The 13,721-nt window shown below is 72.7% G+C and carries 11 protein-coding genes; 4 read left to right on the top strand and 7 right to left on the bottom strand.

The window, feature by feature from the left end; translation table 11 throughout:
• Window positions 1–178: 178 nt before the first annotated feature.
• Window positions 179–1,267, top strand: coding sequence for a MaoC family dehydratase N-terminal domain-containing protein (locus ACIBM5_RS28700; RefSeq protein ID WP_396009410.1), 1,089 nt, complete (start codon window positions 179–181; stop codon window positions 1,265–1,267).
• 38 nt (window positions 1,268–1,305) lie between these two features.
• Here ACIBM5_RS28700 and ACIBM5_RS28695 read toward each other — a convergent pair whose 3' ends face one another.
• Window positions 1,306–2,634 (bottom strand): aspartate aminotransferase family protein, encoded by a 1,329-nt coding sequence (locus tag ACIBM5_RS28695; protein ID WP_396009409.1) that lies wholly within the window; start codon window positions 2,632–2,634, stop codon window positions 1,306–1,308.
• A gap of 87 nt (window positions 2,635–2,721) precedes the next feature.
• Here ACIBM5_RS28695 and ACIBM5_RS28690 point away from each other — a divergent pair, with 87 nt between their 5' ends.
• Window positions 2,722–3,630 carry a LysR substrate-binding domain-containing protein gene (locus tag ACIBM5_RS28690; protein WP_396009408.1) on the top strand — a complete coding sequence of 303 codons (909 nt, stop codon included), beginning with the start codon at window positions 2,722–2,724 and terminating at the stop codon, window positions 3,628–3,630.
• A 150-nt stretch (window positions 3,631–3,780) separates the two neighbouring features.
• Here ACIBM5_RS28690 and ACIBM5_RS28685 read toward each other — a convergent pair whose 3' ends face one another.
• The 6 genes from ACIBM5_RS28685 to ACIBM5_RS28660 form a co-directional block, all read right to left on the bottom strand.
• On the bottom strand, window positions 3,781–4,263 hold the full coding sequence (locus ACIBM5_RS28685; RefSeq protein ID WP_396009407.1) for a hypothetical protein: 483 nt from the start codon (window positions 4,261–4,263) through the stop codon (window positions 3,781–3,783).
• Window positions 4,264–4,409: 146 nt separating this feature from the next.
• Window positions 4,410–5,417 (bottom strand): DUF4034 domain-containing protein, encoded by a 1,008-nt coding sequence (locus tag ACIBM5_RS28680; protein ID WP_396009406.1) that lies wholly within the window; start codon window positions 5,415–5,417, stop codon window positions 4,410–4,412.
• A 190-nt stretch (window positions 5,418–5,607) separates the two neighbouring features.
• The gene (locus ACIBM5_RS28675) at window positions 5,608–6,939 is read right to left on the bottom strand and encodes a cupin (protein ID WP_396009405.1); all 1,332 of its coding nucleotides are present in this window, start codon (window positions 6,937–6,939) and stop codon (window positions 5,608–5,610) included.
• Window positions 6,936–8,213, bottom strand: coding sequence for a hypothetical protein (locus ACIBM5_RS28670; protein WP_396009404.1), 1,278 nt, complete (start codon window positions 8,211–8,213; stop codon window positions 6,936–6,938). Before ACIBM5_RS28670 ends, ACIBM5_RS28675 begins: the two co-directional genes overlap by 4 nt.
• Window positions 8,210–10,372 (bottom strand): DUF4135 domain-containing protein, encoded by a 2,163-nt coding sequence (locus ACIBM5_RS28665; RefSeq protein ID WP_396009403.1) that lies wholly within the window; start codon window positions 10,370–10,372, stop codon window positions 8,210–8,212. The genes ACIBM5_RS28670 and ACIBM5_RS28665 overlap by 4 nt, the downstream gene beginning before the upstream one ends.
• Window positions 10,373–10,473: 101 nt before the next feature.
• A complete protein-coding gene (locus ACIBM5_RS28660; RefSeq protein ID WP_391584599.1) occupies window positions 10,474–10,623 on the bottom strand; it encodes a hypothetical protein in 150 nt (49 codons plus the stop codon).
• Window positions 10,624–11,385: 762 nt separating this feature from the next.
• Here ACIBM5_RS28660 and ACIBM5_RS28655 point away from each other — a divergent pair.
• Window positions 11,386–12,135, top strand: a complete 750-nt coding sequence (locus tag ACIBM5_RS28655) for a DUF4328 domain-containing protein (RefSeq protein ID WP_396009402.1) — start codon at window positions 11,386–11,388, stop codon at window positions 12,133–12,135.
• Between the two features lie 134 nt (window positions 12,136–12,269).
• On the top strand, window positions 12,270–13,682 hold the full coding sequence (gene proS / locus ACIBM5_RS28650; protein ID WP_396009401.1) for a proline--tRNA ligase: 1,413 nt from the start codon (window positions 12,270–12,272) through the stop codon (window positions 13,680–13,682).
• The last annotated feature ends 39 nt before the right edge of the window (window positions 13,683–13,721 follow it).

Here is a 13,721-nt window from a genome sequence, read left to right as displayed (position 1 = left end):
TACGAGCCCGTCCGGCCGGCGCCGGGCAGCCCGTACACGGTGCCGCACGACGGGGTGGCGGGGCGGGGGATCGTGACCGGGGCCGTCCCGCGGCCGGACACCCGACGCTTGTCAATGTCAAGCATATCGATAGGGTGTGCGACGGCAACCTGGCGATCGTCCGGAAGGCGAGGCGGGCATGACGACCGACACCGTGGAACTGGATCGCAGGCTCCAGGAGTGCGTGCTCCGGGGCACCGCGTCCGTCGTGCGCGCCCGGTACGCGGTCAACGCGCCCATGCTCGACATGTGGGCCGACGCCCTCGGCGACCCCAACCCCGTCTACCGCGACGCGGGCGCCGCCGCCGCGACCGGGAGGGCCGGGATCGTCGCACCGCCGACCATGGTCCAGGCCTGGACCATGCCCCGGCTGTCGGCCCTGGCCGCCACGTTGCCGCAGGTGCCCGGGTATGCGCCGTACCTGGGCGGGCAAGCGGCGAACGACGGGCCGTCGGCGACCGACAGGGCGGACGGGAAGGGCGCCGACAACCCCGCCGCGGCCGTACATCGCCTGCTCACCGCGCACGGGTACGCCGCCCGCGCGGCGACCCGATGCCGGCAGGAGTACCACCGCGAGGCGGCCGTCGGAGACCACCTCACGTGCGAGAGCGTGCTCACGACGGTGTCGGCGCGCAAGCAGACGGCGTTGGGCGCCGGATACTTCGTCACCACCCGGATGACCTTCCGGAACGGGGACGAGGCGGACGTGGCCACGGTCGACTGGACCGTACTGTGCTTCCGCACACCGGAAGACCGACCCGCCGCCGCGCCGGCCGCCGCCGCGGATCCTCCGCCGCCGACACCCGCGAGCGGCCGCACCTGCCGCCCGCTCGCGGCGGCCCCGCGGGTGGGCGACCGCACCCCCGTCACCACGATCCCGATCACCCCCACGTTCGTGATCGCGACCGCCTTCGCCACGGGGGACTTCTACGCCGCCCACCACGACGCCGACTGGACACGCGGCTCGCTCCGGCGTCCCGGCATCTTCACCAACATCCTCGCCACCACCGGTCTCGTCGGCGGTGTGGTCACCGACTGGGGCGGCCCGGCCACCCGGCTCCTGGAGGTCGACCTGCGCCTGCTCGCCCCCAACCACACGGGAGACACCCTCACCCTCGACGGCGAGGTGACCGCCGTACACGACGGCGAGACAACCCTGCGCGTCACCGGCACGAACGCACTGGGCCCCCACACCCGAGCCACCGTCCGCGCCCACATCCCGACCTGACCCCGAGCCGGACCGCCCGCCCGCGGGTGGCGGCGTGCTCAAAGGGTGGCGCAGGCGTCGCCTATCGCCTCGTCCAGGATGGTCAGGCCGAGGGAGAGTTCCTCCTCCGTGGCGGTCAGGGGTGGGGCGATCCGGAAGACTCCGCCCATGCCGGGGAGTTGCACGATGTTCATGTGCAGGCCGAGTTCGAGGCAGCGCCGGGTGATGCGTGCGCCCAGTTCGTCCGTGCTGCGCTTCGCCTCGCCGTCGACGGCGAGTTCGAGTCCGGCCAGCAGGCCCCGGCCGCGGATGTCGGCCACGACCGCGTGGCGCGCGGCGAGTTCGGTCAGGCCGCGGCGCAGGAACCCGCCGAGCGAGCGCGCGCGCTCGTCGAGCCGCTCGCGGATCAGGACGTCGAGAACGGTGTTGCCGACCGCGGCCGGCAGCGGATCGGCGACGTGCGTGGTGAAGAACAGGTACCCGCGCTCGTACGCCTCCTGCTCGATCTCGGCGCTGGTGACCACGGCCGCGAGCGGCAGTCCCGCGCCGAGCGTCTTGGACAGCGTCAGGATGTCGGGGACGACGCCGTCGCGCTCGAAGGCGTACCAGGACCCGGTACGGCACAGGCCGGTCTGCGCCTCGTCCAGGATCAGCAGCATGCCGCGCTCCCGGCATTTGTCGCGCAGGGCCGCGAAGTATCCGGCCGGCGGCTCGACGACTCCGCCCGAGCTGAGAATCGGCTCGACCAGGCACGCGGCCAGGCTGCCGGTCGACTGGGCGTCGATCAGGTCGAAGGCGAGGTCCAACTGGCGCTGCCAGTCCAGGGAGCCGTCCGCCGTGGTCAGGTCGGGCCGGTAGGTGTTCGGCACCGGGATGGCGAAGTTGCCCGGCGCACCGGGGCCGTAGCCCTTGCGTCCCGCGCTGTAGGTGGCGGACGCGGCGGCCTGCGTCATGCCGTGCCAGGACCGCGCGAACGAGACGATCTCGTGCCTGCCGGTGACCAGCTTGGCCATCCGGATCGCGGCCTCGTTCGACTCGGCGCCGGTCGTCAGCAGCAGTACCTTCTCCAGCGGCGCGGGCAGCGTGTCGGCCAGCCGCCGGGCGAGGTCGACCACCGGGCGGCTGAGCATGCCGCTGTAGAGGTGGTCGAGGGTGGCCACCTGTCGCCGCACGGTCGCGACGATCTCCGGGTGCGAGTGGCCCAGGATCGCGCTCATCTGGCCGGAGGTGAAGTCGAGGATCTTCCGGCCGTCCGCGGTGAACACGAAGCTCCCGGCGGCATGGTCGATGATCTCGCGGGTGAACTCGCCGCCGTAGCGGACGAGATGCCTCTCGGCATCGGTCCAGAAGGTTTCGGTGGACGCCGGGGCGGGGGTCGAAGCAGCCATGTCTTCGACGGTAGGTCGCGTCCGAGCAACACGTCCAGCTCACGATTCCGGCTGTCCTGTTCGGGAAAACCGCACAATAATCGGTAGGTGATGAATCCCTGGCGGCTACGGCTGCTGAGCCAACTGGACACGCTGGGCACCGTCCGTGCGGTCGCCCAGGCCGCCAACCTGAGCCCGTCCAGCGTCTCCCAGCAGCTCGCCGTGCTGGAGGCGGAGACGCACACCCAGCTCCTGGAACGAACGGGACGCCGAGTGCGGCTGACCTCGGCCGGGCTGATCCTCGCCCGGCGGGCGCGGGCGATCCTCGACCACATGGACGGCGTCGAGGAGGAACTGCGCGGGTTCGGCGAGGAACCCGCCGGGCTGGTGCGGCTGGGGGCGTTCCAGAGCGCGATCCACAGCATGGCGGTACCGGCGGTGACCCGGCTGGCGCGCGAACATCCGCACCTGGACGTCGAGTTGCTGGAGCTGGAGCCGCACGAGAGCATGCCCGCGCTGCGGGTCGGCGATGCGGACGTGATCATCACGACCACGGATTTCGACGAACTGCCGCTGGGGCCCGACCTGGACATCGTGCCGCTGACCACCGATCCGATCGTGCTGGTGGTCCCGCCGGAACACCCCGTGCTCGGGCGCGGCGCCGTGGATCTGGCGGCCTGCGCCGAGGAGCCGTGGGCGTTCGACGTGCCGCAGTCGTACATGGCGAATCTGGCGCTCCGGCTGTGCCGTCAGGCACGGTTCGAGCCGCGGGTGGTGTGCCGGTTCGGCAACTACATGATGACCCTGCAGCACGTCGAGGCCGGCCTGTCCATCGCGCTGCTGCCCGGCCTGGCGGTCGACCGCCGATACCGCGTCGCCACCCGGGAACTCGCAACCCCCGTGACCCGCACGATCACGGCGGCGATCCGCCGCGGCCCGCCACCTCGTGCGGCGGTGCGCGCCGTACTGGACGCACTGCGACACGACCCGGACCCGCCGTTCCCGGGGCACGGATAGCGGCGTCGCGTCGAACCCGGGGCGGGGCCGCCGGCGAACCCGTCCGCGTCGGGTCGGGGTCGGCGACCCGGTCGGAGCCGGCATCCGATTGCACGTCCCGCTCCACCTTCGTCGGCACGACGGGTGCCGGGCTTCGGGGCGTGCGGGGAGTCAGGTACGGCCCTGCTGTTCCTGGGCCTGCTTCAGGATCGGTGAGGCGGGCATCCAGTCGGCCCGCACCACCGGGAATCCCGCGGCCGCGTACGCCTCGCAGACCCGGGCGTCGTCGTCGACGACCATGCCGACGGTCCGCCCCCGGGCAAGTCGGCGCAGCAACTCGGGTTTGGCCACGCGGGCCGGACGGCGGTCCCGGTCGGCGCGCATCAGCAGTCGGCCCCGCGGCAGACCGTGCCGGCGCAACCAGTCCACAGTGTCGCGGCGGCAGCGCTCGGGGCGGCCGGTGACGTACACCACCTCGTGGGTCTCGACACTGGCCTTCGCGAGCGCGACACCCTCCTCCAGCGGCGCGTCCTGCGCCGCCGCCGCGAAGAACGCCGCCCAGTCGTGCGGACGCGACTCGACGAAGTGCAGCCGGTGACGGGTGTCGGCCACCGTGCCGTCCAGGTCGAACACGGCCAACGGACGAGACTTCACCGACACCTCCAGGACCACTCAAGACTCGGCCGCGCAGTCTACGCCGGGACCGGTCACCGCGTTTCGCCGGTGTGGGATCGCGGGGTGGGGCACCGGTCGTGGCGCCCCACCCCACAGCCGGCGTGCCGGACCCACGCCCGCGCGGCTCAGTCGCGGTGGGGAGCCACCGCCTCCTGCGCGTTGCGGAAGGCCTCGGCGAGAAAGCCGCGGCTGGTGTGGTACCAGGGGTATTCGTAGACGCTGTTGTTGGCACCCGCGAACTGGACCGCGAGGTCGATCCATCGGTCCGACATCGCGAGCGCGAAGGTCAGGATGCTGAGGTCGTGCAGCCAGGTGGGATTGCGGCCGGCGCCGTCCTTGGGATAGGCCGCGAGGGCCGCGTCCAGGTCGGCCCGACGCTCGGGGTGCGACCAGAACGCGTCGATGTCGAAATCGGAGTCACGGTCGTTCTCGCGCAGTTGGTACTCGACGTGTGCCTGCAACACCAGGAGCGCCAGCGGGGATCCGGCCGGAGCCGCTGCCGCGACCTTGCGGGCGAACGCGTACATCTCCTCATGCGAGCCGTACCACTTGGCGGCCAGGTACTGGAGCGCGCTGTTGTGGCCGAACCGGCTGTGCGGGTCCCGGGCGAGCAGTTCGGACCAGCGGGCCTCGAACACCTCCCGCGGGGCTCCACGGCCGATCGTCACCCACAGTCGGGTGATCCAGGGCGTCGGGTCCTGCGGGGCGGCTTCGCACGCGAGCAGGCAGGCGTGCTCGGCGTGTTCGAGGATCCGGGCGAATTCGGCGAACGCCTCGGAGCTGGTGTCGCGTGCCCACCCACTGCCACGCGCCTCCCAGGCGGCGTTCACCGCGACCTGCGCCTCGACCACGAGCCGGTCGGCCGAATCGGGCTGTGCCCGGGTCCAGGCCACGAACCAGGCGGGGTTCTTCAGGACGCTGTCGGCGAGGGTCTGCGCGCAGAGGGAGCGCCGATCCCAGTTGGAGCCGATCTGTTCGAGCATCTGCGCCGCGGGCTCGAAACGCCCGGTCCGCACCACGAAGTCGCGGGCCGCGGCCACCTCGAGGTCCAGCATGGCGGGGTCCTCGACGAAAACCGGACCTGCGGGGGTCTCGTCGGGCCCGGGCCGACGAAACCGCTTGAAGATCGACATGAGAGCGCAGCGTAGGGCATGCCCCGCACCCGAACGCGCCCGGCCCGTAGGAGAGGTCGGGCCGGGTGGCACCCGGCGCACCGGCGGGCGGGCGGCCGTGCGTTCGACCACCCGTCGGGCTCGGAGGCGGGCGGGTGGTGGACGACGAGCACGGCGAGCGCGGCCGCGTCCGAAGGCCGCCGCGAGGCGGTCAGGAGTGATGCAGGGCGTGGAATCGGCTGAGGTCCTCCAGGAGGTGCCGGGCGTCCTCCCGGGCCGCCGTGGGCAGTCGGTCGAGGAGAGTACCGGTCCGAGTTCCCCCGCCGGACGTGCGCAGGCCGGTGAGCAGGCGGCTCAGGGTGTGCGCATCGAGTGTGGTGCGGGTGGTGTGTCCGCACGCGGCGACGATCCGGGCGGCTCCCGTGTCGTGCCAACGCACCGGCTCGTCGACCGGCAGCGTGACGGTCGCCTCGTCGTCCAGGGCCCGATGCGGTGCGGGCGGCGGCGACGGGAAGAAGCCGCCGGCCGTCCAGCGGCGCAGCGACAGCGTCGCCACCCACTCGTTCAGCGAGTGCTCGTCGATGCCGGAGCGGAAGAAGTCCACCGCCTGGGCCAGTGCGGGCGGCAGTTCGCCCACCACCGAGGCCCCGTCGATCGGGTCGGCCGGTGCCCATGCCGGGCCCGCCAGGGCCGGCAGTCCGGCGGTTTCCATTTCCTCGCTCAGCATGGATTCGGGCGTGGGTTCGGTCAGGTACTCCGCCACCTCGAACGCCGACCGGGTGAACTCGCGCGGCAGTCCGACGTTCACGCTCGTGGCGGGGGTTTCGTCCAGTGCACTTTCACCGACGTGGTGGTAACTCGACGGCCAGTACAACATTTCGCCCGGATGCACCTCGACGGCGAAGGAACCGGGCAGGTACCGCTCGTAGTCCAGTACCGACGTGACCGCCTCGGTCCATGGCCGTTCCGGCCAGAAACGCATGCGTTTGCGTCCTTGGAGCGCGAACATGAACGATGCGAACCGGTCCTTGTGCGCCCCGATCTGGGTGTGCTCGTAATTGCCGTGGAACATCGTGGTGATCGCGCTGCTCAGCGGCAGCCCGAACCGTCGGAAGGCGCCGTCGTAGAAGGCTCGTTCGCGCCGCCACAGCGCGGGGTGGAAGGCGTGGAACGCCTGCACGGTCAGCGAGTAGCGGCGCCCGGCCAGGCGCTCGGCCAGGCGGTGCGCGTAGCCGTCCAGCGAGCCGTCGCCGGCGCGGGGCAGCCAGCCGTCCGGGCGGGACTTGAGGTCGCGGTCCACGGCGAACCGGACGTGCTTGGGGATTTCGCCGGCGGCGTTGGCGGCGGTGGCGGCCACGGCCGAGGCGAATACGTCGTCCGGCCGGAACGGGTGCCGCTCCGGGGCGTCCGCGAGTCGGATCAGCACGGGACGTCGGTCCCAGTAGCGTGCGGCGATCAGTTCCCAGTCCAGGCCGTCGATCACGTCGACTCCCCCGGTCCGGTCCGCGATGTCGGTGCGGTGGTCGCCCCGTGGTGTCCTCATGGTTGCGTCTCCGTCTTCGGTGCCGACGGCCCGTCCGGGTCGAGCGGCTCGCCCGGGTCGAGCGGCTCGCCCGGGTCGACCGGGTCGAGCGCGCGGGTGCGATACAGCGCCCGCAGCAGTGCCAGGACGCCGTCCTCCCGGGCGGGGTGGCCGGCTGCGCCGACCCGCGCGAGCAAGTCGCGGACCGTGATGGGGCGTTCCGGGTCGAGTTCGGCCAGGACCCGGGCCGCCAGGGTGCCGCGTACCGGGAGCAACAGCCCGTTGACCGCCCACACTTCGCGGTTCGCGCCCTCGGGTACCCGAAGCACCTGCGCGCCGAGCCGGACCCGCGAGTCGGCACCCGGGCCGAGGTCGGTCGCCGGGCGCGGTTCCGGGACGGGTTCCAGGCCCGCCGCGGAGCGCCGAGCCGCCCAGCGCCGCCGCACCGCTCGCTCCAGTTCCGCGTCGGGCCCGTCGATCACCCGGCGGAGCACGTCGGCCACTTCGGCGAATTCGCCGGCGACCGGCGTCGAGCCGTCGGGGTTCTCCGGCGGCGGATAGGGCAGGTACGGCATCGCTCGGTCCGCGAGCGGGTCGCGGCGCACCAGGTCCAGCAGCACCGTACGCACGGCCGGCAGTGCGGTCGTGGGATCGGTGGGCACCAGGATCCGCAGCACGGCGGCCCGGTCGCGGTACATCTCGCCCGCGTCGTCCGGCGCGCTCGCGGCCGGACGGTACAGCACATCGCCCGCCCGCGCCCCGGGCCCGAAGGTGCCGCCGAGCACCCAGGTCAACACGTCCGTACCCGGCGCCGGCGCGGAGGCGGAGCAGCCGTGGCCGAAGCTCAGTTCCGCCGTCAGCGGCAGCGCCGGCCATCCCGCCCGGCGCCACAGTCCGGCCAGCGCGTCCCGGGTGCGCGCCCATCGGTCGAAGTTCAGCACGAACGGATGACGGATGGTCAGGAGCCAGCCCTTCCCGCCGAGTTCCCGATCAAGCCGGTCCGCGTAGCGGTCCCGGTCGAGGTCTTCCTCGGTGGGCAGCAGGGCACCGGGGGCGGCCAGGCGCCCGTCGACGGTGAAGAACCGGACGGCCGACACCGAACGCGGCCGCGCACCGGCCCGAAACGGCCCACTCATCCTGACCGCGGTACCGAATGCCTCCGCCGCGTTCACGGGAGGGGTCACGCCGGTGGCATGGACCGGCTCGCGGCCCCACGCGTGGGCGCAGCGCTTCTCCCACGCGGTGTCGGCGTACGCGTGCCCGGTTCCCGTCGATCCGGCCGCCGGGCCGCTCACGACGCCTCCTCCGTGGCTGCGGAACGGGCGGGTTCGTCGGGGGTGGTCGTGCCCCTGGCGGGTACCTCGGGCGTCGTCGCGGACGCCGCGGGTACGTCGGGCCCGGCCGTGGGTCGGGCGAGTTCCTCCAGGTGGACGCGCACGGCCCCCGCGCTCCACTCGTAGCCGACCCGGCGGCCCGCCCGGGGCCAGTCGAAGTCGACCCGGCCCCCGTCGTCGGACCACCGCAGTCCTACGCCGAGCGCGGGATCCGACAGGGTGCGCACCTCCCCCGTGGGCGGCGTGCCGAGGCTCACGACCGCGTCGCGCAGGGCCGGCCCGAGGGCGCCCAGGGCGGCGTCGCGGTAGCGGTGGAGGCCGGCCGTGGGGAACTCCGGTACCTCCGCCTCGGGGCTCTCCTCGGCCGGAACGGGCGCGGCCGTGAACGGCGCGGCGGCCGGGACCGTCGCGAGCAGCGGCCCGCCCGAGGCGGCACAGAAGTAGTACGGCACGTCCCAGCGCCCCAGTTGCCGCTTCTCGTCGATGCCGAACGGTTCCCCGTCCGGGTACACCTCGTCGGTCACGCCCCGCAATCTCGCGTCGATGGCCCGCGCGTAGTCGGCCGTCGGGCGCGGCACGATCCGGATGTACGCCCCGGGGCAGCCGCGTTCGAGCTCACCGCGCAGGGCCTCCCGGTGGCGGGAGAACAGCGTCCATGCGTCGAACATGCCGCGGAGCATCGCCGGCAGGTAGGGCGCCCGGCCGATCCGCCCCTCGGTGTCGGCGACGGCCGACGGGACCGCCGTGCGGGTCAGCGGCCGGTCCATGGGTGCCGGGCGCGGCACACCGGTACGGGGCGAGCGCCGCCACACGAGGGCGCCGCCCTCCTGGTCCGGCCAGTCGGCGGTGTCCTCCAGCCCGGGCGGGAACTCCCCGAGTGCGGCGGGCGGATGGGGCGGGTTCGGGCTCGGTTCGCGCGCATCCGGTGCCGGGGCCGGCCGCGCGTCCGAGGCCGGGCCGGGGACTGTGGCGGAGTCCGGGCCGGGATCCGCGTCGGAGGCCGGCGCGGGACCGGCATCGGCCTCCGGGCCGAGGTCGGCGCCGGCGTCGCCCGCCGTGTCGCGGTCCGGTGGCAGCAGGCCCGTGGCACGCAGCCCGGTCAATCCGGTGAAGTAGCACTCCAGGTCCACCGGATACAACATCGGCTCGTCGTCGGGGCGATGCGGCCTGGCGCCGGCCAGGATGTTGCCGCCGATCAGGTCGGAGATCCCGAAGGCGACGCAGGCGGCGGCGAGATTGCCCGCCCGCCGCCAGAACCGCGCCGCGTCCTCGGGGGCGAGCACGGTACCGGTCATCGTCCAGCGGCCGTCGACCCGCACGGCGCCCTGCTCGGCCGGCGGTTCGATCCACTCCTGCCAGCTGTACCCCGCCGCCCCGGGACCGGACCCGGTCCACGTGCCCAGCACCGGCAGGCGTACCGGTCCGGACGCCTGCGGCAGCGCGTTGATGCGGGCGAACAGGCCCGCGCCGTGGCCGCTTCGCCCGCCGTCGGCGAGGAACAGCGCCTCGCCGTTCGCCGGCCGCGGCTTGTACGCGACCCGCCCGCCGCCGGCCAGCCGCAGCCGCAACACGCGTAATCCCCCGTTGTGGGTTTCCGTGCCCTGGGCCGACAGATCGGTGACCGGGCCGCGCAGTCGCGCGTCCCGGGGCCAGTCGGGCGAGCGCAGGTCGGTGCGCAGTCGGGCGAGGAAAAGGTCCAGCGCGGCGCACAGTTGTCCCGTGCGCTGCTCCGCGAGGCGGTCGGCGACGTCCGGCGGGGAGTTGAAACACGCGGTGAAGACGGCGCCCAGGGTGGCCCCGAACGCACCGGAGTCGACCGGGTCGAGCAACCCGGGTGCCAGTACGTCCTCCTCCACGACGGAAGCGGTCCGCACACACCAGGCGTCGAGCCGCTCCAACGCCCGCCGCAGCGGCGCGAATCGCTCCTGCCCCAGGAGCGCCGCCACCTCGTCGGCGTCGCGCCCGCCGCCGAGCGCACGGTCCGGCGCCAGCGTGCCGTGCGGTCCGTCGGTGACGACGGGCGGGAAGAACTCCGGGGCGCCGTGCACTCGTACCCGCCGAATCAGGCGGCCGAGTACGGGACCGCGGTCGAGCACGTGCCCCGGGAGCGTGGTGGCCATGGCGAATCATCCTTCCGCCCTGCCAGGAGGGCGCCGACGAGTCCGGAAACGAGCCGGATGCCGCACCCGGCGGGCACGGCATCCGGCAATCAGGCTCGGCCTCAGGCCGGGCAGTACCCGTAGTGGGTACAGCTGGTCGGCGGGCGGAGCCTGTCGTCCACGAGCTCGAACTCCAGGTCACCGACGAGGATGTCGAAGGAGTCGTCCTCGTTCGCCGACTCCACGCGGAGTTCCGTATTGCGCAATTCCATTGTGCGATCTCCCTTCGTGCCCTCGGTGACAACCGTGTCGACACACGGGTCGTGGGCACGTGCCCCCGTGCACGCCGACGGTTCTCATCATTGGCCGGAGCGGAAACCGACGGGAGCCGAATTCAGGTCACTTGTGCGCCACCCGACGCCTCCGGTTCCGGGCCCGCCCGGAGCACCGGCGACCGAGGGCGTGCATGGCGTGCCGGGCCGAATGCGGTGGACCGAAACGTTCCGGCACCGCTGCTCCGATGCGGCCGGCCCGGCGCCGTGGGCGACTCGGCCGGTCGCTCGACCGGTGGCGCAATCCGTGTGGGCCCGGCCGGACCGAGGGCCGGGCCCCCTCCCGGAGCCGGGAAGCGCGTTTCACTCTGGGAACAAACGCTGCGTGCGGGCCGGTCGAGCCCTTCCGACTTCGGATTCGGCGGCGGCGGCGCGGAGTTCCCCGACCCGCCGGCGACGGGGGTCGACGGTCACGGCATGATGCCGGTAACGCCTCGCCGGATACGGGAGGTCGAGGGGGATCGGATCCGTACTCGCGTGTGCGATCGTCCCGCCGTCGTCGACAGGGGAACGCAATCCGTGCTGTGCCCATTCTGCGGCGGGCAACCCGCCGTCCCAGGCCCCTGCGCCGGCTGCGGCAGGCAGGTACCCGCGCAACTCGCGCCGGGCCCGCCGTACTGGGCGTACCCGGCGCCTTTCCCGGCCGGCCCGGTCCGGCCGATCCAGCGCCCCCTGCGCGGGCTTGCGATCACGCTCTACGTCATGTTGGGGGTCTCGGCTCTCGTTTCCGCGTCCGCGGTCGTTTCGCTGCTCTACCGCGCGGGGCTGTGGGACGACATCGCGCACGGCCGGCAGCCGAGCCGGAATCCGAACGACGTGAACGACACGCTCGCCCTGTTCTGGCACGCGTACGCGTTCGTGCAGATCGCCCTGATCGTGGTGTTCGTGATCTGGTTCCACGCCGCCCGCGGCAACATCGACGCGTATCCCGGTCGTCAGGGCCGAACACTCTCCCGCGGTTGGGCGATCGGCGGTTGGTTCTGCCCCGTGGTCAATCTGTGGTTCCCGCCGATGATCGCCCAGGAGGTGTGGCGGGCCAGTGACCCTCGTGCGCCCCACGTCGGCGGCGCCACGCCCGGGCGGCTCGTTCTGGTGTGGGGCTGGTGGATCACCTTCGTCGTCGGGCAGACGGCCGGGGGGCTCCTCCGCCTGCTCGGCCCCGAAGGGGACCCGGACACCTCCTCGCCCACCTTCGACCCGATCGTCGACGCCGAGGCCGCCCATGCCGCCGGTCTCGCGCGTACCGCGATCTTCGTGCTCCAGATCGTCGCCACGGGCTTTGCCATCGCCCTGGTCGCCCGCATCACCACGTTCCAGAACGAACGGGGACAGGCGATGCAAGGGCCGGTATTCGGCCCCTCGACCAACACCTTCACACCGTCCGCGCCCGGCTACGCGACGGCCGATGTACCGGGGCCTCCCACCACGAACCGCACGACCACGGGTTCCTGACCACCCCGTGCGGCCCGGGACCTTCGGGTACCGGGCCTGGTGCGCCGGGCCTCGTACACCCCCTGGGGGAAGCCGACGGCCGATGGGGGAAATCGATTCGCGCCCGCACCGGACCGCGTCCTACCATCCGCAACATGCCCAAGGCTCCTGTTCTCACCCCCCGAGCGGACGACTTCCCCCGCTGGTACCAAGACCTGATCGCCAAGGCCGAACTGGCCGACAACGGTCCGGTGCGCGGCACCATGGTCATCCGACCGTACGGGTACAGCCTGTGGGAACGCATGCAGCAGGAGATGGAGGCCCGGATCAAGCAGGCGGGCGCGGCGAACGCCTACTTCCCGCTCCTGATCCCGCAGTCGTACCTGACCCGGGAGGCCGAGCACGTCGAGGGTTTCGCCCCCGAGCTCGCGGTGGTCACGCACGGCGGCGGGAAGGAACTGGACGAGCCGGTCGTCATCCGCCCCACCTCCGAGACGATCGTCAACGAGTACTTCGCAAAGTGGGTGCAGAGCTACCGCGACCTGCCCCTGCTCATCAACCAGTGGGCCAACGTGGTGCGTTGGGAGCTGCGCCCGCGCGTGTTCCTGCGCACGACGGAGTTCCTGTGGCAGGAGGGCCACACCGCGCACGCCACCTACCAGGACGCCCGGGACTACGCCGCACGCATCCATCGGGACGTGTACGCCGAGTTCATGGAGAACGTCCTGGCCATGGATGTCGTGCCGGGGCGCAAGACGGTCAGGGAACGGTTCGCCGGCGCGATCAACACGCTCACCCTCGAAGGCATGATGGGCGACGGCAAGGCTCTCCAGTTGGGCACCAGTCACGAACTCGGCCAGAACTTCGCCAAGGCATTCGAGACGCGCTACCTGTCCAAGGACGGTCACCAGGAGTACGTCTGGCAGACCTCGTGGGGCTCCACCACGCGCATGATCGGCGCACTGGTGATGATGCACGGGGACGACGACGGTCTGCGCGTCCCGCCGCGTCTGGCGCCGATTCAGGTCGTGGTCCTCGCCGTCAAGGGCGACGATGCGGTCCTGGCCGAGGTCCGCGCGATCGGTGAGCGGCTCCGGGCGGCGGGCATCCGCGTCCACGTCGACGACCGTACGGACACGCCGTTCGGCCGCCGTGCGATCGACTGGGAGCTCAAGGGTGTGCCGGTACGGATCGAGGTCGGGCCTCGGGACCTGGCCGACGGTACCGCCGTGCTGGTTCGCCGCATCGCGGGCAGCAAGTATCCGGTGCCGATCGCGGGACTGCCCGAACTCGTGCCCACGGTGCTGGCGGACGACCAGGCGCTGCTCCTGGCCCAGGCCCGCGAGCGGCGCACGAGCCGCGAGGTCGAGGTGACCACGATCGAGGAGGCCGTGGAGGCCGCGGGCACCGGCTGGGCCCGCATCCCGTGGGCCACGCTCGGCCCGGAGGGCGAGGCCCGCCTCGCCGACCAGGGGGTATCCGTCCGCTGCCTGATCGCCGCGGACGGCTCGGTGCCCGATTCCGACGACCAAGCCGGCAACATCGCCATCGTCGCCCGAGCCTACTGACCCCGAGAGCCCACCCCGCCCCCACCGCCCGGCAACGTA

This window comes from Embleya sp. NPDC050493, assembly GCF_044458105.1.
Classification (GTDB): domain Bacteria; phylum Actinomycetota; class Actinomycetes; order Streptomycetales; family Streptomycetaceae; genus Embleya.
This window is presented reverse-complemented; position numbering and strand designations above follow the sequence as displayed.